The organism is Marinobacterium aestuariivivens, from assembly GCF_042661465.1.
GTDB classification, from domain to species: domain Bacteria; phylum Pseudomonadota; class Gammaproteobacteria; order Pseudomonadales; family Balneatricaceae; genus Marinobacterium_A; species Marinobacterium_A aestuariivivens.
In genome coordinates this window covers 4,382,078-4,405,936 of record NZ_JBHSWE010000001.1, presented here as the reverse complement: position 1 = coordinate 4,405,936, position 23,859 = coordinate 4,382,078, and the positions used below count along the sequence as shown (strand labels likewise).

The window sequence follows — 23,859 nt, the reverse complement described above, 5'->3', positions numbered from 1 at the left end:
AGCCTCTGCGGTTACCTCATAAAGTTCCTGCGAAGCCCCGCATGAAGCTGAGCGTACCGTCCGGCTTGGGATAGTCGATCTGCGAGCACTCGGATGCCGGTTTCATATTTGCGTCCCCGCGAGACTCACGAACATTGGCTTCGCCTATGGCGCTTTTGCCGGCATCGCGTTGGAAGCTCAAAAGTGTCGGATGCTGTGCAGTATCGCCAGATCACCCGCTGGTGTTATTCGAGGCCGTCATCCATGTCGCTTGGCGCTGTACTTATAATCTTCAGCGCAAGAACGGCTGTGTTAATGAGTCCTCAGAAGACTTGCTGACTCAACTCGACCAGGTCGCGAACTATCAGGTCGGGTTCCACCTCCCAGGGATCGAAGATCCTGGCCGGCTCCCGCTGAACCCATACAGCTTTCAAGCCCGCGCACTTCGCCCCGATAACATCCCAGGGTTTCCGGAAACCATCCAGCAGTACGACGGCGCAGAGCCGGTTCGCTCCAGCAGATACCGGTAGACCCGGGGACTGGGTTTGAAGGTGCGCACATCATCGACGCTGATCACGTCATCGAGCTGCTGGAGGACGCCGTTTCGGCCCAGCAACGTGCGCACAGCCGCTTCGGGGCCGTTGGAAAAGGCGGCCAGCCTGTGCCCCTGCGCTTTCAACGCCTTCAGCCCGGGGACCGCATCCTCGAACGCATCCAGGTTGTTGAACTCCGCCAACAACTTTCGCTGATCCTCCTCGGAGAGCTCGATCCCGAACTGCTGCAAACAATAGCGCAACGCCTGGCGGGTGCAGACGCCGAAGTCCTGGTACTGTTCCATCAGCCCCCGACGAAACGCATACTCGACTTTCTTGTCGTGCCACAGCTGGCCGAACTGTTTGGCCCGGTCCCCCGCCAGGACCTCGAGATGCCTGCCCATATCCACCGGGTCTACCAGGGTTCCATAGACATCAAAACCAATCACTTGCGACATCGTAGTGCCCTCTTGTTCGGTTGCCGGGACGTCCGGCCCCTTGAACACAGACTAGCGCATTCCTTGCAGGGCTTTGATGGACTCAGTTACGACCGAATCGACGAGCCGCCTCTACGCCGCCGTCCTCAGAACGGCTTAGCCTCTGTCGATCACCGCCTTCAAGGCGTCAGGCCCATCAGGGCTAAGGTCTGCAAGAACGGCTGTGCAGCAATGATCAACAACCTCCGTCACCAGTTGGAGCGGCATGACTTGGTGCGGCAGATGTCAACACCATAAATGGCAAGTTGACCAATGGGCCAGGTGACCGCAAATGGCCGTTAGCGGAGGCTGGAGGAATGCTTCGCTCCAGATTGGATGGTGATTTCGACATACGGACTGTCGAATCTGGAAGTCAGGTGAGAAGGCTTGCGCCCTTCAAGTCGGCGAGTGTGACCATCAACATCATGGGATCGATCGGAGACGGCTCGAAGCCGACTCCCTCGTAAAAAGCCTTCGCTTCTTCCGACAGGGCGTGCACGATCATACCGCGAATGCCAATGGTGTCCGCCGCCTGGATTACGCGCAGCCCGGCATCCCGCACCAGGGCACGGCCGAATCCCCTGCCCTGCAGGGATTGATCCACGGCCAGCCGGCCCAGGACAACTACCGGAATCGGGTCAGGCATGTTGCAGCGAAAGCGTCCCGGAGCGGCATCGACCGTGATCGCGCTCAATGCCAGGGCATAATACGCCAGCACGCGGCTACCCTCGCAGGCCACGAAGGTACGGGATGCACCTGTTGACTGGTTTTTCAGCGCACGACGCTTGAACCAATGGTCCAGGCTTTCCACCCCTGAGGCGAACGCCTCGACATCGTGATCTGAGGTCAAAGGCTCGGGCGCCGTAACCGTCATGCTTTTTCCCAGGGGGCCGCTGTCTGCATCGTTTTGCGCAGGCGCTCATTTGGCTGTGGCGGCATGTCCAGTCGTGCGAGAAAGGCAGCATAGGCATCCGGGCTGGCCCCAATGATGGCCTGATCGAGCAACGTTTCCTCGGCAGCCATGCGGGCCGCCTCCAGCACGAAGTCCGTGCGGTTTTTCCCTCGGGCCCTGGCAGCACGATCGATCAGATTGCGCTCCTCGGGCTTGATACGGATATTCAGTGTTTCGCGCTTTTTGGGCGTGGAGTTCGGTGTCGGCATGGTTTGACCTCCTGCATATACCGCCACTTTAACGCCTAGTAATGTCATTGTCATTACAAACAAACCTTCGCATCAGCCTGAGACCCGGGCAAGCCAAGTATGAATCCCCAGAGTTCCCGGCCGGTACACACACCTGCTGTCGGTTGAGCACGTTGTAGGCACCGCTACCCAAGTCTTCTAAACGAAACTCGAACTTAATGAGCTTTCCGAAGGCGCAGACGGCCTACCGGGTAGTGAACATTGTTCCACAACCACACGCACGGTCACCTGCATACTCTCCGGCGTCACGGCTTCGATCGGAGAACGGCCGTGCAGGGCGTCATGCGGCCGTTGCAACGCGCGATAGATGTCCCAGGTATCGACGCTACGCGGTGTCTGTTGGAGAACCGCCTGGACCAGCTGGCGCTTGAGTGGTTCGAGCTGCCACACCGGGACACGCTGGCCCTTGTTGCCCAACTGGAGCGACAGCAGTGTGCCGGCCTGGATCTCATAGGTGATCCAGCGGCGTGACTTGCCGGCAGGCTTGGCGTAGTCAGCCACCACCAGGTTGTCCGGTTGCTCGAAAACGTCCAGCAGCGTACGACGCTCGCGCTGCAGGTCCGATAGTTGTGGGCGCGCGTACTCGGGTAACTCGACCGCCGGAAGGCGCTGCACGGCAGGTGCTACCGGCGGCATACTCTGCTCGGTAGGCGCCACCAGCAAGATGGGGACGTGCTGGCCCGGGGTCGGTAGCGGTGCCACCTCTTGCCCTGCAATTGTCGGCAAGCCCTGCAGATGGATGGTCAGGTGCGTGCTGGCGGCCTGTACCTGATTCCGCTCGAACAGGTCCAAACGATCAGCCCAATCCTGCATCATCACCCGGCGTTGCTCGACGTATTCGGCATGGTTGTAGGTGGCGCTGATGCGATTGGGGTCGGCGTGCGAGAGCTGGGAGTCCACCCAGACCTTCGGATAGCCCACTTCGTTGAGTGCCGTCGAGATGGTGGCGCGGATACCGTGACCGGTCAGCCGGCCGTCGTAGCCCAAGCGCTTGAGCGCCAGATTCACCGTGTTTTCGCTCATGCGGTCTTTCAAGCATTTAACGCTGGGGAACAGATACTTCTGCGCGGTTTTAAAGTCCTCGAGCAGGTAGCGAACGATCTCCATCGCCTGAACGGACAGCGGCACGATGTACGGCGGGATGTCGGAGGCACGCTTGCGCTTCTTCCGAATCAGCATTTTGCGTTGCTTGAGCGACGCGACCGGGATGATCCACAGCCCAAGGTCCAGATCGAACTGATCCGGCGTGGCCAGGCGCAGCTCGCCCGTTCGGACCCCGGTTAGGAGCAGCAGGCGAATCGCCAGTTGTGTCGTCAGCCGACCGCAGTATTGGCGTAGCGTCTGGAGGAACCCGGGGAGTTCGGCCATGCGCAGAAACGGATTGTGTTCGACCGGGGGAGCGGCACCGCAACCACGTGCAGGTCGGTGGTCGGATTGGTCTCCATGTCCGGAACGACAACCATCGCATAGTCGAACAACTGCTTGAGCCAGGTACGTACCTTCTCGGCTACCGACAGCGAGTTGCGCTTCTCGATGCGACCGATCACCTCAAGCAGATGAGGACGGGTGATTTCGTAGATGGTCAGCCGCTTCAGGAAAGGGAAGACATCCTTCTTGAAGACGCGGGGGATTTGCTCCAGAGAACTCTGGCGGCCTGCCTCAAGGGTGAGCTGGCGGTGCTGCATCCAATTCTCATAGACCGCCATGAAGGTGTGTTCGGCCGCCAAACGCACGGCGCGGCGTTTCTGTTTTCGGTTAGTATGGGGGTTGATGCCCTTGGCCAACAGCGCACGAGCTTCATCACGTAGGGCACGCGCCTTGCGAAGACCGATCTCGGGATAGGCGCCCAGCGACATGCGCTTCTGTTTGCTCAGCCAATAATAGCGGAAGTGCCACGACTTGCCGCCAACGGGCGAGACCACCAGTCCCAGGCCATTTGTGTCGGGGAGGTTATAAGTTTTACCGGTAGCCTTGGCCTGCCGGACGATTAGATCGGAAAGTGCCATCACATAGCTCCTAAGCAGAGACTTAGGCTCTATGCTCGTCACGACCCCCGCACGACCCCAGCAACAATCCGGAACTGGCACCACCCGCATTGTATGGCCTTAATTCTGGCCTTAAAAAGGCTGGCCGTCAGTGGATTTCGCTGGACGTCACTGGCTCGAGTTGAGGAGAAATCCCGAACAATGTCAGCGACTTACGACCATCCTTAGAATTCGATAGAAGTCCCTGGAAAGCCGGTGTGGAGCGGGTGAAGGGAATCGAACCCTCGTATGCAGCTTGGGAAGCTGCCGTTCTACCATTGAACTACACCCGCGGGAGGATTCGCCTAATGTAGCGCCGGGCAGCGGAGGCTGCAAGGCTTGGTTATTGATTTGGCTGGCTTTTCTGCGCCTGTGTCCGGCCGTGCAACGGCACGGCCGGACACAGGCGGCGATCAGCCCGGTTCGGCGAACGGAAGCGGCTGCGAGGTTTCGCGGCGCACTTCAAAAACGTTCAGCGTCATCGCCACCAGGGCGTAGTAGCCAAAGATGCCGACCAGCTCGACCAGCGCGCTTTCCCCGAACTGCTCGCGGGCTTCGCAGTACAGCGCCTCGTCGACGCGGCGCGTCTCGTACAGGGTCCGGCCGATACGGTAGACCAGTCGTTCATCCTCTTTGGAAATTTCCGGCGCCTGTCCCTGCCGCAGAGCCTCGATCACTTCGTCCGATAGGCCGGCCTGGCGGGCGATCGGTTCATGGATCTGCCACTCCGCCTGGGACTGCCACCAGGCGGCGGTGACCAGTATCGCCAGCTCCGACAGGCGCAGCGGCATCTGGGTATGGTAGCGGCAGAACGCGCCCAGCTCCTGGGCATGATCAGCCAGCCCCGGACTGTGAATCCAGGCCAGGAAGGGACCGTCGAGATTGCCCCGCGGGCCACTCAGTATCGCATCGAGTACCCGCTGCTGCTCGGCGCTCATCTGACCGCGCTCGAGGTCCGTCAGTCTGGACTTCATGCCTTGCCTCCATCGATAGTCTTGAGTGCCGCGTCGAGGGCGGTACCGAGCTTGTCCACCAGTTCGTCGAGGTGCGAATCCTCGAGGATGAAAGGTGGCGCCAGCAGAATATGGTCACCCTGGCGGCCATCGATGGTGCCCCCATCGGATAGCACATCAGCCCCTGCTCCATCGCCGCCTTCTTGATCCGCGCATTGAGCTTCAGCGCCGGGTCGAACGGCGTCTTGGTGTCCCGGTCGCGCACCAGCTCCAGACCCAGGAACAGCCCGCGACCGCGCAGATCGCCCACATGGGGATGGTCGCCGAAGCGGTCCTGCAGTCGCGCTTCGAGGGCGCTGCCAAGCTGGCGTACCCGCGGCAGCAACTGCTTCTGCTCGATTGTTCGCTGAACGGCCAGCGCCGCGGCACAGGCGGTGGCATGGCCGATATAGGTATGGCCATGCTGGAAAAAACCGCTGCCGGCGGCAATTGCATCGTAGATCCTGCCGCTGACGAGGGTCGCACCGATCGGCTGATAGCCGGCGCCGAGCCCCTTGGCGATGGTGGTGATATCCGGGCTGATGCCCTCCTGTTCGATCGCGAACAGGGTGCCGGAACGGCCCATGCCGCACATGACCTCGTCGAGGATCAGCAGCACGCCGTAGCGATCGCAGACTTCGCGGATCTTGCGGAAGTAGCCCTCGACCGGCGGTACCGCCCCGAGGGTCGCACCGACCACCGGCTCGGCGACGAACGCCATCACCTCGTCGGCGCCCAGGCGCAGTATTTCGTCCTCCAGCTCCTTCGCCAGCCGCGTGCCGAAGGCATCATCGGACTCACCCTGCTGTTTTTCGCGGTAGGCGTAACAGGGGCTCAGATGGCTGACGCCGGTCAGCAGCGGTTCGAACTGGGCACGACGCCAGAGATTGCCACCGGTCGCCAGGGCACCCAGGGTATTGCCATGATAACTCTGGCGCCGCGCGATGAGGTGACGGCGCTGCGGCTGACCGATCTCGGTGAAATACTGCCGCGCCAGCTTCAGCGCCGCCTCCACCGCCTCCGAACCGCCGGAGACGAAATAGACCGACTCGAGACCGGCCGGCGCACGCTCGATCAGGAAGTCCGCCAGTTGCTCCATCGGTTCGGTGGTGAAAAAGGAGGTATGGGCATAGGCCAGGGTCTCGACCTGCGCCTTGATCGCTTCGACCACTTCGGTGGCACTGTGCCCCAGACAGGAAACTGCCGCGCCGCCGCTGGCATCGAGATAGCGCCGTCCCTCGCTGTCGATGATATAGGGTCCGTCACCGGCAACGGCGACCGGATAGCTTTGATGGATATTGCGATGAAAAACGTGGGACATGGCAGCGGATCCAGGGTTCGCGACAGTGAATGCAAATATATTTGCACATTATGCTTTATGCAAATATTTTTGCCAATTATTCAAACGAAGACCGGCTGCAGCTATAATGCGCCGGCTTTGTTCCCCTGCTGGAAAGATAGTCATGAAACCGCCGCAAACGCCAGTCCCCGAGAACCTCGACAGCCTCCGACGACTGCTCGGCCTGCTCGACAGCGGCGAGGCGCCAATCCGTCTCGGCGCACGGTCCAGACGGGTACTGGCAGCGATGCTGGAACAGCCCAGCGCCAGCGCCCTGGCCTCGATCACCGAACTGGCCGAACGGTTCGACGTCAATCCCTCGACGCTGTCACGACTGGCGCAGCGCCTGGGATTCAGTGGCTTCGGTGGACTGCAGGAACTGTTCAGGCGGGCACTGACCGATAGCGGCAGCCATTTCTACAGCGACCAGGCCAGTCTGCTGGCGGCCACGGCGGAAAGCCCGGGACTCGACCTGCTGGCACGCCTGGGGCGCCAGGAAAGTGGCAATATCGCAGCGATGGTCGACGCCCTGGACCCGGCCGCCTTCGACCGCGCCGGCGAACTGCTGGCCAGGGCGCCGAGGGTGCGCCTGTACGGCATGCGCCAGTTCTTTGCCCTGAGCTATTTTCTGGCCTACGGGCTTGGCATGATCCGCGGCGAGGTCGCCCCGCTCAACGCCGGCGCCCAGGGCATTGCCGATGCACTGGCACCGCTGGAGCCGGGGGATGTGCTGGTGGTTGCCAGCTGCTTTCCCTATACCGCCAGCGTCGTGCGGACCGCGGAGATCGCCCGCACGCGCGGGCTGGAAGTGGTGGCCCTGACCGACTCGACGGCTTCGCCGCTGGCGGCAGCGGCGAGCTGCTGTTTCCTGGTACCGAACCAAAGCCTTTTCTACAGCAATGCCATGGCGGCATTTTTCGTCTTCGCCGAGGCGCTGCTGAGCGAGGTGGCACGACGGCTCGGCAACGACGCGGTCGCCGCACTGCGACGACGCGAAGCCCTGATCAGCGAACTGTCCCCGCTGCCCTGAGGCTTTGGCGCAGCAACTGCCGGCGAGGTCGATCACGCCGGCAAGGTGGCAGGCTGTCGTTGGCAGGGCATGAAAACTCAGTCGCCGGCTTCAGGCCCCGGGCCGCACAGATAGCGGCAGAGCAACGCCTCGAGCCGGCCGTCCTCCTCGGCCCGGGCGATGGCCCGGTCGATAGCAGCCAGCCAGTGCGTCCGGCCCGGATGCAGCCGCACACTGACCGGGTTGCTCTGGTAGGGAAGCGATATCCGGTAATCCAGGTCGAGGGTACGCTGATAGTGCAGGGCCAGGGCCTCCTTCATCAGGCCAATCCGGTTCCAGCCCCGGTCGACCCGTTTGGCAACCTGCAGTTCAGTGGCAAAATCCTCCCGTTCGACATAGGCGGGCACCCGGGTGCCCCGCACCGTCGCAACCCGCTGTCCGGCGAGGTCCTTGAGAATGAAGATATCGAACGTCAGCTCCGGGCTGTAGATAATGACTTCGTTGACGACAAAGAACGGACGGGAATAGAGGGCGCCATCCGGATCCGGCGCTTGCGACGGCGCTACGCCGACCTCGATGTCGATATCGCCGCTGGCGAAGTGGTGCCTGAGCCGGGCCTGGGACAGGGCAATGAAACGCATATCCACCGCCATCTCTTCTGCGACCAGGCGCATCAGATCCGGATAGATGCCGAGAAAACGGCCGCCGTCATCGCGCCAGAAAAAAGGCGCCTGGGCATCGCCCGGCAGACCGGCATTCAGTGTATCGGTCCAGGCCCGCGGGGGACGGCAAGAATGAACAACAGCAATAAACGCCACATTTTCGCTAACAGATCCGGACTCGGCTGACCGATAGTACGGTCAGGGCTGCGCAACCGCAAGGCAGGCGACGACGCTGCCAGCCCGGCACTTTTGGTATACACTCGCCCCACCCCCGTTCCAGCGATGAATCCGTCTGCAATGCCGAACAGCTCCGCCTCGAACCGCCTGATCGATCCTATCGTCCAGGTCGCGCGGCACAATCGCCAGGAGATCGATACGCTGCTCGCCAATGCCGGACTGGCACGCGATGCACTGCCCCCGTCCGCGCCGCGCCTGGAATCGGCGACGCTGGAAAAACTGCTCGAACAACTGGCCCGGAGCACCGGCAACGGCCGCATCGCGTTGCGGGTGGCCGATGCGACGCCCCCAGGGCCCTGGGGCCCGTCGGCTTCCTGATGGCGACGGCCGACACCCTGGCCCAGGCCCTGCAATGCCTGGCCGACTACCTGCCGCTGCTGATCGAGGGCGTGCAGCTTCGGATCGAGCGCGGCCGCGAGGACTGCGAACTCAGCCTCGAAGGCGCCTGCGGTGATCACCTGGCGCTCTGGCTGCTGGCCTGCCTGCACAGCTGGTCACGCCAGCTGACGGGCACTCAGATACCGCCTTCACGGGTCGAGTTCAGCTTCGAGACCGGCGCCGACACCGCACCCTACCGGCAGTTCTTCGCGGCGGAAGTACGCTTCGAAAGCCCCGAGGCCAGGCTGGTCCTGCCCTCCCGTTACCTCGACAGGCCCTGCCGGACACCAACCCGGAAATGCACCTCCTGCATCGCGCCCTGGCCGACGACCTGCTCGGCGCCACCGCGGGGGACGGGGCCCTGGTGCCAAGGGTCAAGGGCCTCATTCGCCGGCGCCTGCAGGAGGGCCATACCGACTTCGGCCGTCGTGATCTGGCGTCGGCACTGAACCTGAGCCTGCGCACGCTGCAACGCAAGCTGGACCAGCAGGGCACCCACTTTCAGGCGCTGTTCGACCAGTGCCGACAGGACCTGGCCCTGCAGCTGCTGCAGCGCGGCCATCAGAGCCTTGGCGAAATCAGTTACCAGCTTGGGTTTTCCGGACTGCCGGCATTCCAGAAGGCGTTCCGCCGCTGGACCGGGACCTCGCCCGGGCAATACCGGCAACGGCAGAATGCCCGCCCGGCCGGCGGTGAGAACCGCCGTCTGAGCGACTACATAGGGCCTTCGGGGCTCCCGGAGACCCTGTTCTACCCGCTGGCGCTGCAGCTTCTCGACCTGCTGCCGCTGCGGCTTGCCGAAACCCCGAATGTCGCCGCCGCACCGCACCGGTTTTCGGTCCTGACACCGGGACCGGAGCAGTGGCAGCTGAAATGGGTCGATGCCCCCGCGACCGACGCCCTGAACGAACTCGAATACAGCGCACCGGAAACGAGCGGTCTGGTGCCACCGACACCGGGCCCGGCCGCCCTGCTCTACAGCCTCGGCTGTCTCTACCATGCGCTGCTGCATGGCCGGCCGCCCCACAGCGCAACGGACCTGCGAACGCTGCTCAGATCCCGCCAGGAACGGCCACCGCGCTTTGACGGCAGCCTCGGCAAGCCGCTGCGCGCACTGCTCGCACAGCTGCTGCAGCCGAGCCCGGGCGCACGGCCGCGATCCTTCGAGGCCGTGCGACAGCGGCTGCTCCATTGCCGATGGCAGCTGCAGGGCACCGTCACGCCTGCGGCACTTCACCCGGACGTCCCGACGGACAGCGCGCCGGACCTCGGCACAGCCGCCGTCCGCGAGCGGGACCGCGCCACGCTCGCGGAGCTGCTGCTCCAGGCCGAAGCCGGCCAGGGGCGGCTGCTGCTGGTCATGGGCGCGACAGGCAGTGGCAAGAGCACCCTGCTGTATGGCCTGGTCGATGAGCTGCTCCCGGCACAGGCCATCCGCCTGCGCCTGCGTTTTCAGCCGCAGGCACGCGGCGCGGCCAGCCCGGTTACCGACCTGCTGCGCCAGCTGATACATCAACACAGTGCGGCGCCGGCCATGGAATACGGTCGCTGGCGCCGCCAGCTCCGGCAACTGCCGCCCGAAAGCCTGCGCCAGCTCGGTGCGCTGCTGCCGGAAACGGCGACACTGGAAGGCCTGCTCGGCGAGACGCAGAACGCCACGCCGAACACCGAGCAACATCCCGGCGCGCTGTTCGGCGCCCTGCTGCGCCTGAGCCTGTCCGACCGGCCGGTGGTCATCTGCCTTGACGATCTCCACTTCGCCGACACCGCGGCGCTGACGACACTCAACATGCTGACGGGACTGCTCGAGGACGCCGGGCTGCTGATCATCGGCAGTTGCCGTACCGAGGACAGGCCCGTGGCCAGCCCCTTCGCCCGGCAGTGGCCGCTGCTGCGCCAGCAGGCCCGCTGCCGTCTGCTCGAGCTGGCGCCGCTGCAGCCCGCGGAGATTCGTCAGCTGCTGACGGGACTGATCGTCGCAAGCGCAACCGATCTCGACGCGCTGGCGCTGCATCTCGGGCGCGAGACGGCCGGCAACCCCGGCCGTCTGCTGCAGTCTCTCAGGGCCCTGCAGCCCCGGGGCTCGTCTATGACGAAACGGCCGGGCGCTGGCGCTGGGACGCCCCCGATCCGGTACCCGCCGACAGCTGCCATGACGGCAAGGATGGCGATGCGGTGCTGGAGCGGCTGCCCGCCGCCAGCCGGGCGTCGCTGCACTGGGCCGCGGTCGCCGGCATGGCATTCGATGTCGAACAGCTGAGCCGGGTCTGCGGCGAACCCTGGCACGCCTGCAGGCAAAACTGCAGCCGGCGCAGCGGGCGGGCATCATCCACCGCAACGACGCCGGCGGCCACCGCTGTCGTTTCAGCTCCGCCAGACAGCGCGAGGTGCTCCTTTTGCAGCTGACGGATGCGGAACGCGCGCACAGGCACCGGATCTTCGGCGCATTCCTGCGCCACGCCCCCGACACAGCCCCTGACAACAGGACACTGTTCGAGCGCCTGCACCATCTCGATCAGGCCCAGGCGCTCGACCCCGTGCCGGGCCAGAACGCAGAGCTGGCTCTGCTGAACTTCGAAGCGGCCCGGCGGGCCGAACAGGCCGGTGCCCTGGCGACGGCACGGCGTTACCTGCAACAAGGACGCAACCTGGCACGGCAGACGGACGCGGCCGAGCTGAGGCAGCCGACCTTCGAAACCGGCCTGCGACTGGCCCGGCTCGAAAGCACGAACGGGCGCCACGACATCGCCGCTGAAATTCTCAATGAAAGTGCCGGCCTGGCACGGGACCCGGCCAGCCGGTCAGCCCTGACACTGGCCTGGAACCAGCTTCTGCTGCAGCGGGGCCGGCCCCAGGAAGCCCTGGACCGGCTGTGCAGCGGGCTGGCGGAGCATGGCGTCGAGATCCCCGGGAACCGTCCGCCCAGGCGGCGCTGGCGCTGGCGCTGACACAGCAGGCCATGCAGCGGACAGGCACCGGGCCGGACGTCGCCGAAGGCGAGAGGACGCTGCTGCAGCGCCTCTGGCTCAATGCCGAGCTGCACGGCGATCAGGGACTGGCGCTCTGCGCCCTGGCGCAGGCAGCGCAGCGCAACGGCCACCCGGACGACAGTTTCGCCTGCGCGGCCCTCGGTTACGTCGGCAGCTGGCTGGGCGGCGACCTCGCCCGGGGTGAACAGCTGCAGCGTCTGGCGCTGCAGCTGACCGCCGGCGAAACGACAACCGCACGGGCCCGGACACTGCTGCTGACCGGCGCCCGTCTGATGCCCTGGACCGCCCCGGCGGCTACCGCCGTGCGTACGCTCGAGGACGCCGCCCGGCTGGCCGCCGAAGCCGGTGACGGCGATACCGCGGTACTGGCGACCCTGGTCGGCTGCCACAGCCGCTGGATGCAGGGGACGCCGCTTTCGACCCTGCTGCCGTTGGCTGAAGCGGCCCTGGATCGGGGCAAAGATCCGGCCTGCACGGTGGCCGGACAGGCGTTGCGCGCATCGCTGCGCCATCTGCTGGATGCACTGGGCAGCCCTGCGCTAGCAACAGCGGCCCCGGTTCAGGATGAGCCCGGCGCCCCCTGCGTCGACAGCCCCTGGCTACTGCTGAGTCGCACGCTGACCGCCTATCTGCTCGAGCCGCCCCGGGCCTGGCCCGCGCTGCTGCCCGAGATCGAACAGGCGCTGCCGCGCCTCGACGGCTATTGCGCCCAGGCCGAACTGACACTGCTCGGTGCCCTGATGCGTGCCGAACTGTGCCGTCACAGTACCGGCCGGCGACGGCAGGCACTGCTCGACCGGCTGCAGCTCGACGAAACCCGTCTGGAGCTATGGAGCGCGCAGAATCCGTCGACCTTCGCCTGCCGAGCGGCCTTGCTGCGGGGTGACCGGGCGGCGCTGCTGGAACAGCCTGATCTGGCAGAGCGGGCCTACGAAGCCGCCATCGCCCTGAGCGAAGAGTCCGCCTGCCTGCATATCCAGGCCATCGCCTGCGAACGCTACGCTGGCTACTGGCTGCGACGCGGCCGTCCAGGGGTTGGCCGGCTGTTGCTGAACGAGGCCCGGCAGCTGTATGAGCGCTGGCAGGCACCGGCCAAGGCGGCACAGCTCGGTGCGGCTTTTGCGACAACGCTGTAATCCTGGCCCGGGCCGGGTAGAATGCAGGGCGCCACGAACCTGGATAACAAGAGCCTATGAACGGACCGATCCCGCCCCACCGCCCCTGGCGCGTCCTGGTGGTTGACGACGAAGAGGGTATTCACGGCATTACCCGGATGATTTTTCGCGGCTACACCTTCGAGGATCGCCCGGTCGAACTGATCAGCGCCCTCAGCGGACAGCAGGCCCGGGAACTGCTGCACAAACACGAGGATCTCGCCCTCGTACTGCTGGACGTGGTGATGGAGTCCGACGACGAGGGGCTGCGTCTGGTCGACTATATCCGGGACCAGCTGGGCAATCGCCGCGTGCGCATCATCCTGAGAACCGGCCACCCGGGCTACGCCCCCGAAACCGACGTCATCGTGCGCTACGACATCAACGACTATCTGAGCAAGGCCGAGCTTTCGGCATCGCGCCTGCTCACCTCCGTCGTGGTGGCCCTGCGCGCCTACCGGGATCTGGTCAATGCCGGCCCCCTGCGCAAACGGCAACCGACGGGGAAACCGCACCGGACGGCCAGGCCGCACTCGCAACACTGATGCGACCGCTGCTCGACGAAGCCCGGAGCCTCGGGCGCCGGCTGCAGCGTTTCGATCTCAATCCCCAGGCCCGGGACCTGCTGACCGAGCTGGTCACGCAGCAGCAGCGTCTGTCCGCTCTCTGCCGCCAGCTCGAAGCGCAACCACCGCGCGAGTCCGCCACGGCCACGGAACCGAGACAGCTGATCGAAGCACTGATCCAGACGCTATTGCCGCTGGCGCGCCAGCACCGCCAGTTGCTCGACTACCGCATCGAGGCCGGGGTGCCGGCACGGCTGCAGCTGTGCCAGAGCGCCAGTCTGCAGCTCTGGCTGACCCTGCTGGAGCAGGCCATGCACTGTGCACCCGATGCCGACCTGAAGCTGATCATGCGCTACCAGGCCGACGAGGCCCTGCTGGAGCTGACGATCCAGGGCGAATCGCCCGGGGCATCGTCGGACGCGGCCGATCCGCTGCGTGAAGCCTACTGGCAGGCATCCGGTCTCGGCTACAGCCAGCGGCTGGCCCGGGCACTGGACGGCAGTCTGGAACTGCTGTCGCTGAGCCCCTCATCGGTCCTGCTCTCCTGCAGCATCGCCGCCAGGGCGATCTGACAGTCCCCAGGCACAGGGCCGCGCCCTGCCCGACCTGCAACCGTGCCCGTATACGGCCGGAACGGGGTACCGGTATGGATCAACCCGTTCCGCGCCGGGCCTTGTCGGCATCGTCCTGCGCATGCCGGCGCTCGATCCAGGCCTGCGCCTCGGCTTCGCTGCGGGCGAAATGCACCACACGGCTGGCATGCAACGAGGTGCCGTCCCGTGCCACCCGGTGACGAATCACCCACCAGCTGTCGGCTCCCCGCTGTTCGACACTGTCCGCTTCCTGCACCCGGTTGAAACGGTGCAGATACAAGATGTTGCTCATGTTGCTTTCCAAAACTCCGGTTGAGTATACCGGCCGGCGCTCGCCACCGACCGGCCTGTTGTCCAGGTCCGTTTCAGGCCTGGGAAAGTTCCTGCAGTTCGCGCAGGGCCACCGAAAAGATCGAGCAGTCGCGCACCTGGGCCGAGCGCAGCTCGTTCAGCATTGCCTGCCAGCGTCTGACCGACTGCGGCTGGTCGCCGAGCCAGTCGGCGACGCGCTCGACGGCACCCGCCTGATCGCCGCTGTGGTTCAGCGCCCGCGCGGTCAGCTCCCGCTGCTGGGTGCTGAGGTCATCGAGATAGCCGTCACAGGCCAGCGACTGCCAGTGGCTGTGGGCCTCGAAACCGCGTATCTGCTGCCCGAACCAGTGCAGGTCAAGCTGGTCGCCGAGGGCGAAGTAGACCCGGGCCACCTCCTCCACCGGCCGTCCCGTCTGTTCACCGATCCTGATGATGCCGAGCGATGAGAACAGGCTGTCGGCGCTGGCGACGAAACTCGCCAGCGTCTGCGACACAGAGGCGTCGGCCAGCTGGGCTCGCCGCTCCTCCCAGGTTTCGAGCCGGCTGCCCTGAATCAGCTCGCCCATGCAGGCCACCTGCGCCTCGATCCCGGGACGGTAACGTTCGATGCAGGCACTGACGTCGATCTGCTGCCGGTGATGGCGGACCAGCCAGAAAGTGGCGCGGCGCACCAGCCGGATAAGCTCCGCCATCATGCTGTCCTGGACCTCGGTCGACACCTCGCCGTCCAGGTCTTCGATCTGCTGCCAGGCCTGCTCCATCGCGAAGATGTCGCGGGCCACCACGTAGGCCCTGGCGACATCGGCGTATTCGGCACCGGTCGCCTGGCGCACCACGGCGGGGAAGCTGATGCCCATGCGGTTGACCATGCCATTGGCCAGCTGAGTCGCCAGTATCTCGTTGCGCAGCCGGTGACCGGCCACGGCCTCCGGGAAGCGCTGCAGCAGGGCGGCGGGGAAGGCCCCGTCGACTTCCCGCGTCAGGTAGGCATCCCGATGAATCTCCGGACGGTTCAGGGCCTCCTTGAGATCCGCCTTGACATAGGAGATCAGCACCGAGAGTTCCGGCCGCGTCAGCCCCTCGCCGCGACTCTTGCGCGCCAGCAGGGTTTCGTCGTCCGGCATGAACTCGAGCTCGCGATCGAGCTTGCCTTCGGTTTCGAGCTGGCCAATCAGCCGGCTGTATTCGTCCGGCACCGTCTCGGCATGGCGTCGCGCCAGGCTCAACGCCAGCACCTGGTGATAATTGTTGTCGAGCACCAGCCGCGCCACCGCATCGGTCATGTCCCGGAGCAGCACATTGCGCTGCTTCACTGTCATGTCGCCGGCCGCGACCACCTCATTGAGCAGGATCTTGATATTGACCTCATGGTCGGAGCAGTCGACGCCGCCGGCGTTGTCGATGAAGTCGGTGTTGCAGCGACCGCCACCCAGCGCGAACTCGATGCGGCCGAGCTGGGTGAATCCGAGGTTGCCGCCCTCCCCCAGCACCCGGCAGCGCAGCTCGCGGCCATCGATGCGCAGCGCGTCGTTGGCCTTGTCGCCGACGTCGGCATGGCTCTCGGTACTCGCCTTGACATAGGTGCCGATGCCGCCGTTCCAGAGCAGATCGACCGGGGCTCGCAACAGGGCCGAAATCAGTTCGTTCGGCGTCAGCCGCTCGGCCTGGATATCGAATCGCCGCCGCATCTGGTCGCTGACCGGAATCGACTTGGCGCTGCGGGAGAAGATGCCGCCGCCCGCCGAGATCAGAGCGTCATCGTAGTCGCTCCAGCTCGAGCGCGACAGCGCGAACAGCCGCTGCCGCTCGGCAAAGGCCGCGGCGGTGTCGGGGTCGGGATCGACAAAGATATGCTGATGGTTGAAGGCCGCCACCAGGCGCGCATGGGGCGACAGCAGCAGGCCGTTGCCGAAGACGTCACCGGCCATGTCGCCGATGCCCAGGACGGTAAAGGGTTCGCGCTGCGTATCCAGCCCCAGCTCGCGGAAGTGACGCTTGACCGACTCCCAGGCACCGCGGGCTGTGATGCCCATGCCCTTGTGGTCATAGCCCTGGCTGCCCCCGGAGGCAAAGGCGTCGCCAAGCCAGAAGCCGTATTCGGCCGCGATGGCGTTGGCGATATCGGAAAAGGTCGCGGTGCCCTTGTCGGCCGCCACCACCAGATAGGGGTCGTCGCCGTCGTGACGCACCACCTGTTCCGGCGGCACCACCTCGCCGCCGACCAGGTTGTCGGCCAGATCCAGCAGCGCGCGGATAAAGGTCTGATAGCAGGCGATACCCTCGGCCTGGACCGCTTCACGGCCGCCCTCTTCCGGCAGGCATTTGGCGACAAAGCCGCCCTTGGCGCCCACCGGCACGATGACCGCATTCTTGACCTGCTGGGCCTTGACCAGCCCGAGCACCTCGGTACGGAAGTCTTCCAGGCGATCGGACCAGCGCAGCCCGCCGCGCGCCACCTTGCCGCCGCGCAGGTGCACCCCTTCGACCCGGGGCGAATAGACGAAGGTTTCGAACATCGGCCGCGGCCGCGGGATATTGGCGATGGCGCGCGGATCCAGCTTGAAGGCGATATAGGGGCGTGGATTGCCCTGGGCGTCGGTCCTGAAATAGCTGGTACGCAGCGTCGCCCTGATCAGTTCGAGCAGCCGGCGCAGGATGCGGTCGTCATTGAGGTTGTCGACCTGCTCCAGCGCCTCCAGCACACTGTTCTCGAGCTTGCGGCTGACCGCATCGGCCTTGTCGCTGGCGCGCCGCGCCGGATCGAAACGGGCCTTGAACAGGTTGACCAGCAGTTTGGTGACATGCAGGTGCCGGGCCAGGGTATCGGCGACATAGGGCTGGCTGAACTCGAAGCGCAGCTGCCGGTTGTAACGGGTATAGGCGCGCAACAACGCCACTTCGCGCCAGCCGAGCCGGCCGCCGACCACCAGTCGGTTGAACTCGTCGTTCTCCGCCTGTCCCTGCCAGACGGCGGCGAACGCCTCCTGAAAGATCGGTTTGACCTCCTGCAGCTCGACCGGCTCGCTGCCATGGTACTGCAGGGTAAAATCGTGCAGCCAGAACACCCGGCCATCGCGCCGGTGCACCTCGTAGGGGTGTTCGCCCAGCACCCGCATGCCCAGACGCTCGAGAATCGGGATCATGTCGGACAGCACCAGCGCCCGATCGGCCGTGAACAGCTTGAAGCGCAGCCACTCCCGCGGCTGCTCGAGCTGGCGATAGAAGCTCATCGCCAGTGAACGCGCTTCACCGAGTTCGGCCAGACGCTGGATATCGAACACCGCATTGCCGGGCGGAAAGTGCTCACGATAGGCACTGGAGAAAGCCCCGCGATAGAGGTTCGCATGGCGGTTGCCGTCCTCCTCGCCACAACTCTCGACCAGGGCCCGGTGCAGCTCTTCGTCCCAGGCGCGGGACGTCTCGACAACCTGGGCTTCGAGGGCCCGGGGATCGTAACTGACACTGCGATCGGGATCGACCCGCAGCACAAAGTGGGTGCGCGCGAGCACCGACTCGGAAAAGTGGGTCGTGAACTCGGCATCGACGGCGCCGAAGTGATCGACCAGTACCCGCTGCACCCGCGTCCGCAGGTCGGTGCTGTAGATATCCCGCGGCGAGAAATAGAGACAGGAGACGAACTGGCCGCAGGGGTCCTCGCGCACGAACAGGCGCACCTTGCGCCGCTCCTGCAGGTTGAAGATGCCGATCGAGGTTTCGAACAGCGCCGCCGGCGCGGTCAGGAACAGCTCCTCGCGCGGCAGTTCCTTGATGATCTGAAGCAGCTCCTTGTGATTGTGGCCGCCGGCCTCGAAGCCGGCGCCCTCCAGCACGGCCGCCACTTTCTGGCGCACCACCGGGATCTGCGCCGGCGGCAGGTCGAACACCGTCGAAGTATAGAGGCCGTAGAAGCGGCTTTCGCCGCTCACCCGGCCATCGGCGTCGAAATGCTTGACCACGACCATGTCCTGATACGCCGGGCGATGCACCCTCGAGCGTCGGGCCGACTTGGCGAACATCAGCGGTTCGGCTGTCAGCACGAAGTCGCGCTCGCGCTGATGCAGTGCCGGCGCGCGCTTGCGCCGGCCGCCGCTGTCTCGCAGGCGCAGAATGCCGAGCTCCCGCCCCGCCACCGGCGTAACAAGCGCCGTATCGCCCTGCCCCTTGACGCTCAGCTCGTCACAGGACAGAAAGGTGAAGTGGTCCTCGAGCAGCCATTCCAGGAAGGCGACCGCTTCGTGCACGGCCGCCGGGTCCCGGGGCGTTTCCAGCTGCCGAAGCCGTTCGATCTCGTCGTGCACCCGGGCCTTCATCGGCGCGAAGTCATCGACCATCGCGCGCACGTCCCTGAAGGTCTCCAGCAGGCTGGACCGGATCGCCTTGAGCTCCTCCGCATCGCTGTGACGGTCGATCTCCAGGTAGATCACCGATTCCGGACGACCGGCTCCGTCGGGCTCGCACAGCCGCTGCAGCCTGCCCTCGGCGTCGCGCTCGACCCTCAGCACCGCGTTGTGAATGGCATGAATCGACAGGCCCAGCCGGTTCAGCTCGATCCGAATCGAGTCGACCAGGAAGGGCATGTCGGGATTGATCACCTCGACGACGGTGTGTTTCGAGTGCCAGCCGTGACGCTCGAAATCGGGATTGAAGACCCGCACCTTGGCATCACCGGTATCGAATTGCTGCATGAACTGCCAGGCCGAGAGCGTGGCGCCGTAGAGGCTGTCCGGGCGCCGCTCCATCAATTCGCCCTGGGGGTCACCCGATAGTACTGACGGGCGAAGCGATTGACCTGTTGCGCCATCGCTTCGTCGAGCCGTGCGTTGAACTCGTCACAGAGCTGACGCAGCAGCTCTCCCTTGTGGCTTTCGATTAGGTCGAACATAAGGGTTGTCATGCGGCCGGAGCCGGACTCCTGTCATCCAGTGTTTGGGATTGCGGGTACTGCTCGGGGAAACCCTAGTTTTCGGGCTCGTCCCAGCGCCGGAGAATCAGAACCGAGCACTTGGCCCGCTCCACGACACGCGCCGAATTGGAGCCCAGCAGTGCGCTGTCCAGACGTCCCCGGTGATGGGCGGACATGATGATCAGATCGGCGTGGACCTTTTTCGACTGCTTGACGATCCGTTCGGCCGGATGCCCCTGATGCACCGACAGGTCGTACTGGATGTCGTCGGGCAATTCCCGACGGGCGAACTCGACCAGATGCTGGTCCACGGCCTGATGGGCCTTTTGCACCGCCGCCGGATCGAAATAGGACGCCACCAGCGGCGAGGCGAACCCCGGAATCACCGTCATCAGATGCAGCTTGCCGCCATCGCGGTCCAGCTCGCGCAGCGCCACCTCGATCGCCGGGCGGGAAAAACCGGGCTCCTCGAGATCTACGGGTATCAGTATCGTCTTGAACATCTCGTGTCCTTGGCCGGCACCTGGCCGGCGTCAAATCGGGGCCACCCCGAAGGGTGGCCGGTTCTCAGGCCCGGGCCGTGGTGCCGGACGCCGCCGCTTCGGTGGTGCGTCGACGGCGCTGTATCAGCACCAGCGGCACCAGCAGCAGCAGTGCCGGAATGAAGATCAGCTCCTTGGGCGGCTGGCTCTGCGGAACCTCGACCTGGGCGATCACCTGATCGAACATCAGCCCGGCACGCTCGGCCGCGCTGTCGAAGGTCACCATGTCCACCAGCGCCTTGCCGTTGTCATCCATCAGCTCGGCGCCGGCCTCCACCAGTCGTTCGCGGGTAGTGTCGCCTTCACCGAGGGTCAGCAGGGTCACGAACTCGCGCGGATTGCCGATCGCATCCTCGCCGATGATGTGCAGCCGGACCTGGGCGCCTGCCGGAATATCGACAGAGCCGTCGAGCAGTGCCTCACCGCCGCGGGCCTGATAGGGCTCGACGATCTGATCCATCCAGAATCCCGGCCGGAACAGCGAAAAGGCGATAACCAGCAGCAACGCCGATTCGTACAGGCGGCTGCGCACCAGGAAATAGCCCTGGCTGGCCGCCGTGAACAGCAGGATGCCGATGGTCGAGATCACGAACACGGCGATGCCGTGCCACCAGTCGACGTTGATCAGCAGCAGATCGGTGTTGAAAATGAACAGGAACGGCAGAATCGCGGTGCGCAGGCTGTAGAAGAACGCGACGAAGCCGGTACGGATCGGATCGCCCCCGGACACCGCCGCCGCCGCGAAGGAGGCCAGGCCGACCGGCGGCGTGACGTCCGCCATGATGCCGAAATAGAACACGAACAGGTGTACCGCGATCAGCGGCACGATCAGCCCCGACTCCTGTCCCAGGGTGACGATGACCGGCGCCAGCAGCGACGACACCACGATGTAATTGGCCGTGGTGGGCAGGCCCATGCCGAGGATCAGGCTCAGCACCGCGGTCAGCAGCAGCATCAGCAGCAGATTGCCGAACGACAGCACCTCGACCAGGTCCGCCAGCACCGAACCGACGCCGGTCTGGGACACGGCGCCGACAATGATGCCGGCGGTCGCGGTCGCGATACCGATGCCGATCATGTTGCGGGCGCCAGCGATCAGGCCATCCACAAGCTGCTCGAAGCCGAGACGGCATTCGGCACCGAGGCTACCCCGGCCGCGGAACAGCGCGAACAACGGCCGCTGGGTGACGAGAATCACCATCATCAGCACCGTCGCCCAGAACGCCGACAGCCCGGGAGAGAGGCGCTCGACCATCAGGCACCAGACCAGCACCACCACTGGCAGGATGTAATGCAGACCGGATTTCACCGTGGGACCGGTCTCCGGCAACTCGACCACCTCGGATTCAGGATCGTCCAGCTCCAGCTCCGGGTAGCGCGCCGCGAAGCGGATCAGGCCGACGTAGACGATAAACAACAGTACGGCGATCACCAGGCTGGCGGCATCGCCCAGCAGCGGCTTGATCCAGCCGATGCCGTAATAGACCGCGAGCGCGACCACTGCCGTGGCCAGGAAACCGAACAGCGCGCCGGTGAGACGGGCCAGCCAGGGTTTGACCACACCACGGCGCGGCAGCCCCTGCATGCCCTGCTTCAGGGCCTCGAGGTGAACGATATAGACCAGCGCGATATAGGAGATCAGCGCCGGCAGAAAGGCGTGCTTGATGACCTCGACATAGGACAGGCCGACGTATTCCACCATCAGGAAGGCTGCGGCGCCCATGACCGGCGGCATGATCTGGCCGTTGACCGACGAAGCGACCTCGACGGCACCGGCTTTCTCGGCACTGAAACCGACCCTTTTCATCATCGGCACCGTAAAGGTGCCGGTGGTCACCACGTTGGCGATGGAGGATCCGGAAATCAGCCCGGTCATGCCGGACGACACTACGGCCGCCTTGGCCGGGCCGCCGCGCATGTGACCGAGCAGTGAAAAGGCCACCTTGATGAAATAGTTGCCGGCCCCGGCCTTGTCGAGCAGGGCGCCGAACAGCACGAACAGAAACACGAAACTGGTGGATACGCCGAGGGCGATGCCGAATACCCCTTCGGTGGTGATCCACTGGTGGTTGACCACCTGGTCCAGTCCCGCGCCCTTGTGGGCGATGATCTCGGGCATGTAGGGACCGGCAAAGGTGTAGATCAGGAACACCAGCGCGACGATCACCAGCGGTGGCCCGAGGGCACGACGGGTCGCCTCGAGCAACAGCACGCCGCCGATGCTGGCGACAATCAGGTCCTGCATGATCGGGGCGCCGGGACGTCCCGACAGCGATTCGTAGAAGATGAACAGATAGGCCGCCGAGAAGGCGCCGGCCAGTGCCAGGATCAGGTCGATGACGGGCACCCGGTCACGGGGCGAACCACCGAAGGCCGGATAGGCCATGAACGACAGAAAGACGGCAAAAGCGAGGTGAATGGAGCGCGCCTCGGTGTCGTTGAAGACCCCGAAACTGCCGATCAGCGGCCAGTCGTAGAAGGGCAGCGGCGAGGCGATCCAGAGCTGGAACAGCGACCAGCACAGCGCCGTGCCGAGCAGCAGGACTTTCTGGAATCCGGACGGGTTGCGCGCACCGCTGTCGGTGGCATCGACCAGATCCTGCAGATCCGCGTCGTTGTAGGTTTTCGATTCTTTTACTGGGTCACTCATGGGACCTCCGGTCATCAGGCTGCGCCCCGCTGTACAAAAAAACTGTCAGTTGCAAACGACGGAACGAACCGCCAGTGGCAGTCCGTTCCCGGGTGGGGCAGCAAGCGGGACCCTGCGCAGCCGCCAGGTCCCCGCCCCCGGTCCGGATTACATCCAGCCCTGTTCCTTGTAGTAGCGAGCGGCGCCTTCGTGCAGCGGTGCCGAAAGGTTGTTCTTGATCATCAGCGCCGGATCCAGGTTTTCGAATGCCGGATGCAACTTCTTGAAGCGGTCGAAGTTGTCGAACACCGCCTTGACCACCTGGTAGATGACGTCCGGATCGGCCTTGGTCGAGGAGACGAAGGTCGCGCCGACACCGAAGGTCGCGGTATCGCTGTCGGTACCGTTGTACATGCCGCCCGGAATAACGGCCTTGGCATAGTAGGCGTTCTCGGAGATCAGGGTATCGACTTCAGCCCCTTCGACCGGCACCAGGATCGCCTCGCAGGAGGTGGTCGCCTCCTTGATCGAACCGTTGGGATGGCCGGCGGTGAAGATGATGGCATCGACCTTGTTGTCGCAGAGCGCCTGGGACTGCTCCGAGGACTTGAGCTCGGACGCCAGCTTGAAGTCGTCCAGGGTCCAGCCCTTGCGCTCCATCAGAACTTCCATGGTGCCGCGCTGGCCGGAACCCGGGTTGCCGACATTGACGCGCTTGCCCTTGAGGTCGTCGAACACCTTGATGCCGGAGTCCGCGCGTGCCACCACGGTGAAGGGCTCGGGATGAACCGAGAACACCGCCCGCAGTTCAGGGTTGGGCCCCTGTTCGGCGAACTTGTCGGTGCCGTTATAGGCGTGATACTGCCAGTCGGACTGGGCAACACCCATATCCTGGTTGCCTTCGCGGATGGCGTTGAGGTTGGCCACGGAACCACCGGTCGACGGCGCGGTGCACTTGATACCGTGCTCCTCGGTGCCGCGGTTCACCAGTCGGCAGATCGACTGACCGACGACATAGTAGACCCCGGTCTGACCGCCGGTGCCGATGGTGACGTAGGTCTGCTCGGCCGCGGATACGCTCTGCCCGGCCGAAGCCAGCATAACGCCGGCGCTGAACACGGAAGCGGTAAAGGCTTTCTTGAGATTCATCATCATTGTCTTTCCCTTGTTATTCTCCATGGGATACCGACTTCGGCCTGAAGCCGGCCGGAAGAGAGGGTCGGCATCCACCCGGTACCGGGGTCCGCCGCCGGCCGAATCGCCGGTGGACCGGAAAATCCCGAATCGCCAAGAAGCTTAATCAAGCCGACAGAATTGGATGACCCCTTGCGCGCCATAGTT

General features: G+C 64.8%; 21 protein-coding genes, 1 tRNA gene and 1 pseudogene. 8 read left to right on the top strand and 15 right to left on the bottom strand.

Annotated features, from left to right (window positions below):
- Positions 1-409: 409 nt before the first annotated feature.
- From ACFQDL_RS23060 to ACFQDL_RS23030, 8 genes and pseudogenes are all read right to left on the bottom strand, one after another.
- The gene (locus tag ACFQDL_RS23060) at positions 410-1,018 is read right to left on the bottom strand and encodes a haloacid dehalogenase type II (protein ID WP_379911055.1); all 609 of its coding nucleotides are present in this window, start codon (positions 1,016-1,018) and stop codon (positions 410-412) included.
- A 343-nt stretch (positions 1,019-1,361) separates the two neighbouring features.
- Positions 1,362-1,862, bottom strand: a complete 501-nt coding sequence (locus ACFQDL_RS23055; RefSeq protein ID WP_379911054.1) for a GNAT family N-acetyltransferase — start codon at positions 1,860-1,862, stop codon at positions 1,362-1,364.
- The gene (locus ACFQDL_RS23050) at positions 1,859-2,149 is read right to left on the bottom strand and encodes a type II toxin-antitoxin system TacA family antitoxin (RefSeq protein ID WP_379911053.1); all 291 of its coding nucleotides are present in this window, start codon (positions 2,147-2,149) and stop codon (positions 1,859-1,861) included. Before ACFQDL_RS23050 ends, ACFQDL_RS23055 begins: the two co-directional genes overlap by 4 nt.
- Before the next feature lie 177 nt (positions 2,150-2,326).
- Positions 2,327-3,556 carry a tyrosine-type recombinase/integrase gene (locus tag ACFQDL_RS23045; protein ID WP_465263984.1) on the bottom strand — a complete coding sequence of 410 codons (1,230 nt, stop codon included), beginning with the start codon at positions 3,554-3,556 and terminating at the stop codon, positions 2,327-2,329.
- Positions 3,502-4,194 (bottom strand): tyrosine-type recombinase/integrase, encoded by a 693-nt coding sequence (locus ACFQDL_RS33040; RefSeq protein WP_465263983.1) that lies wholly within the window; start codon positions 4,192-4,194, stop codon positions 3,502-3,504. The genes ACFQDL_RS23045 and ACFQDL_RS33040 overlap by 55 nt, the downstream gene beginning before the upstream one ends.
- 237 nt (positions 4,195-4,431) lie before the next feature.
- Positions 4,432-4,505 (bottom strand) — tRNA-Gly (locus tag ACFQDL_RS23040).
- Positions 4,506-4,625: 120 nt separating this feature from the next.
- Positions 4,626-5,186, bottom strand: coding sequence for a carboxymuconolactone decarboxylase family protein (locus ACFQDL_RS23035; protein WP_379911052.1), 561 nt, complete (start codon positions 5,184-5,186; stop codon positions 4,626-4,628).
- A pseudogene (locus tag ACFQDL_RS23030) lies at positions 5,183-6,525 on the bottom strand (aspartate aminotransferase family protein). The gene ACFQDL_RS23035 and the pseudogene ACFQDL_RS23030 overlap by 4 nt, the downstream one beginning before the upstream one ends.
- Positions 6,526-6,667: 142 nt before the next feature.
- On the opposite strand from ACFQDL_RS23030, the gene ACFQDL_RS23025 reads away from it, so the two are divergent.
- On the top strand, positions 6,668-7,573 hold the full coding sequence (locus ACFQDL_RS23025) for a MurR/RpiR family transcriptional regulator (RefSeq protein ID WP_379911051.1): 906 nt from the start codon (positions 6,668-6,670) through the stop codon (positions 7,571-7,573).
- A 77-nt stretch (positions 7,574-7,650) separates the two neighbouring features.
- On the opposite strand, the gene ACFQDL_RS23020 is transcribed toward ACFQDL_RS23025, so the two are convergent.
- Complete coding sequence (locus tag ACFQDL_RS23020; RefSeq protein WP_379911050.1) at positions 7,651-8,370, bottom strand: substrate-binding periplasmic protein; 720 nt, start codon at positions 8,368-8,370, stop codon at positions 7,651-7,653.
- A 141-nt stretch (positions 8,371-8,511) separates the two neighbouring features.
- Here ACFQDL_RS23020 and ACFQDL_RS23015 point away from each other — a divergent pair, with 141 nt between their 5' ends.
- From ACFQDL_RS23015 to ACFQDL_RS22985, 7 genes are all read left to right on the top strand, one after another.
- The gene (locus ACFQDL_RS23015; protein ID WP_379911049.1) at positions 8,512-8,769 is read left to right on the top strand and encodes a hypothetical protein; all 258 of its coding nucleotides are present in this window, start codon (positions 8,512-8,514) and stop codon (positions 8,767-8,769) included.
- On the top strand, positions 8,769-9,278 hold the full coding sequence (locus ACFQDL_RS23010; RefSeq protein ID WP_379911048.1) for an AraC family transcriptional regulator ligand-binding domain-containing protein: 510 nt from the start codon (positions 8,769-8,771) through the stop codon (positions 9,276-9,278). Before ACFQDL_RS23015 ends, ACFQDL_RS23010 begins: the two co-directional genes overlap by 1 nt.
- Positions 9,194-11,089 (top strand): helix-turn-helix domain-containing protein, encoded by a 1,896-nt coding sequence (locus ACFQDL_RS23005; protein WP_379913275.1) that lies wholly within the window; start codon positions 9,194-9,196, stop codon positions 11,087-11,089. Before ACFQDL_RS23010 ends, ACFQDL_RS23005 begins: the two co-directional genes overlap by 85 nt.
- A gap of 136 nt (positions 11,090-11,225) precedes the next feature.
- Positions 11,226-11,777, top strand: a complete 552-nt coding sequence (locus ACFQDL_RS23000; protein WP_379911047.1) for a hypothetical protein — start codon at positions 11,226-11,228, stop codon at positions 11,775-11,777.
- Entirely contained in the window at positions 11,702-12,955 is a 1,254-nt protein-coding gene (locus tag ACFQDL_RS22995) for a hypothetical protein (protein WP_379911046.1), read from the top strand. Before ACFQDL_RS23000 ends, ACFQDL_RS22995 begins: the two co-directional genes overlap by 76 nt.
- 56 nt (positions 12,956-13,011) lie before the next feature.
- A complete protein-coding gene (locus ACFQDL_RS22990; RefSeq protein WP_379911045.1) occupies positions 13,012-13,518 on the top strand; it encodes a response regulator in 507 nt (168 codons plus the stop codon).
- Positions 13,518-14,111 carry a hypothetical protein gene (locus tag ACFQDL_RS22985; protein ID WP_379911044.1) on the top strand — a complete coding sequence of 198 codons (594 nt, stop codon included), beginning with the start codon at positions 13,518-13,520 and terminating at the stop codon, positions 14,109-14,111. The genes ACFQDL_RS22990 and ACFQDL_RS22985 overlap by 1 nt, the downstream gene beginning before the upstream one ends.
- A gap of 79 nt (positions 14,112-14,190) precedes the next feature.
- Here the strand turns inward: ACFQDL_RS22985 and ACFQDL_RS22980 are convergent, their stop codons facing one another.
- The 6 genes from ACFQDL_RS22980 to ACFQDL_RS22955 all read right to left on the bottom strand — a co-directional run bounded on the left by ACFQDL_RS22980 (position 14,191) and on the right by ACFQDL_RS22955 (position 23,667).
- The gene (locus ACFQDL_RS22980) at positions 14,191-14,424 is read right to left on the bottom strand and encodes a hypothetical protein (protein ID WP_379911043.1); all 234 of its coding nucleotides are present in this window, start codon (positions 14,422-14,424) and stop codon (positions 14,191-14,193) included.
- 73 nt (positions 14,425-14,497) lie between these two features.
- A complete protein-coding gene (locus tag ACFQDL_RS22975; protein ID WP_379911042.1) occupies positions 14,498-19,183 on the bottom strand; it encodes an NAD-glutamate dehydrogenase in 4,686 nt (1,561 codons plus the stop codon).
- Entirely contained in the window at positions 19,183-19,326 is a 144-nt protein-coding gene (locus ACFQDL_RS22970) for a hypothetical protein (protein ID WP_379911041.1), read from the bottom strand. The genes ACFQDL_RS22975 and ACFQDL_RS22970 overlap by 1 nt, the downstream gene beginning before the upstream one ends.
- A 74-nt stretch (positions 19,327-19,400) precedes the next feature.
- Positions 19,401-19,850, bottom strand: a complete 450-nt coding sequence (locus ACFQDL_RS22965; protein ID WP_379911040.1) for a universal stress protein — start codon at positions 19,848-19,850, stop codon at positions 19,401-19,403.
- Between the two features lie 64 nt (positions 19,851-19,914).
- Positions 19,915-22,539: a TRAP transporter permease gene (locus tag ACFQDL_RS22960; RefSeq protein WP_379911039.1), complete on the bottom strand. Its 2,625-nt coding sequence runs from the start codon at positions 22,537-22,539 to the stop codon at positions 19,915-19,917.
- A 147-nt stretch (positions 22,540-22,686) separates the two neighbouring features.
- Entirely contained in the window at positions 22,687-23,667 is a 981-nt protein-coding gene (locus ACFQDL_RS22955) for a TAXI family TRAP transporter solute-binding subunit (RefSeq protein ID WP_379913273.1), read from the bottom strand.
- Between the last annotated feature and the right edge of the window lie 192 nt (positions 23,668-23,859).

Excerpts from the sequence above, each read along its gene's own strand:
- ACFQDL_RS23055 (WP_379911054.1), bottom strand. The coding sequence starts at position 1,862 with ATGACGGTTACGGCGCCCGAGCCTTTGACCTCAGATCACGATGTCGAG.
- ACFQDL_RS23050 (WP_379911053.1), bottom strand. The coding sequence starts at position 2,149 with ATGCCGACACCGAACTCCACGCCCAAAAAGCGCGAAACACTGAATATC.
- ACFQDL_RS23045 (WP_465263984.1), bottom strand. The coding sequence starts at position 3,556 with ATGGCCGAACTCCCCGGGTTCCTCCAGACGCTACGCCAATACTGCGGT.
- ACFQDL_RS33040 (WP_465263983.1), bottom strand. The coding sequence starts at position 4,194 with ATGGCACTTTCCGATCTAATCGTCCGGCAGGCCAAGGCTACCGGTAAA.
- ACFQDL_RS23035 (WP_379911052.1), bottom strand. The coding sequence starts at position 5,186 with ATGAAGTCCAGACTGACGGACCTCGAGCGCGGTCAGATGAGCGCCGAG.
- ACFQDL_RS23025 (WP_379911051.1), top strand. The coding sequence starts at position 6,668 with ATGAAACCGCCGCAAACGCCAGTCCCCGAGAACCTCGACAGCCTCCGA.
- ACFQDL_RS23015 (WP_379911049.1), top strand. The coding sequence starts at position 8,512 with ATGCCGAACAGCTCCGCCTCGAACCGCCTGATCGATCCTATCGTCCAG.
- ACFQDL_RS23010 (WP_379911048.1), top strand. The coding sequence starts at position 8,769 with ATGGCGACGGCCGACACCCTGGCCCAGGCCCTGCAATGCCTGGCCGAC.
- ACFQDL_RS22990 (WP_379911045.1), top strand. The coding sequence starts at position 13,012 with ATGAACGGACCGATCCCGCCCCACCGCCCCTGGCGCGTCCTGGTGGTT.
- ACFQDL_RS22985 (WP_379911044.1), top strand. The coding sequence starts at position 13,518 with ATGCGACCGCTGCTCGACGAAGCCCGGAGCCTCGGGCGCCGGCTGCAG.
- ACFQDL_RS22980 (WP_379911043.1), bottom strand. The coding sequence starts at position 14,424 with ATGAGCAACATCTTGTATCTGCACCGTTTCAACCGGGTGCAGGAAGCG.
- ACFQDL_RS22975 (WP_379911042.1), bottom strand. The coding sequence starts at position 19,183 with ATGGAGCGGCGCCCGGACAGCCTCTACGGCGCCACGCTCTCGGCCTGG.
- ACFQDL_RS22970 (WP_379911041.1), bottom strand. The coding sequence starts at position 19,326 with ATGTTCGACCTAATCGAAAGCCACAAGGGAGAGCTGCTGCGTCAGCTC.
- ACFQDL_RS22965 (WP_379911040.1), bottom strand. The coding sequence starts at position 19,850 with ATGTTCAAGACGATACTGATACCCGTAGATCTCGAGGAGCCCGGTTTT.
- ACFQDL_RS22960 (WP_379911039.1), bottom strand. The coding sequence starts at position 22,539 with ATGAGTGACCCAGTAAAAGAATCGAAAACCTACAACGACGCGGATCTG.
- ACFQDL_RS22955 (WP_379913273.1), bottom strand. The coding sequence starts at position 23,667 with ATGAATCTCAAGAAAGCCTTTACCGCTTCCGTGTTCAGCGCCGGCGTT.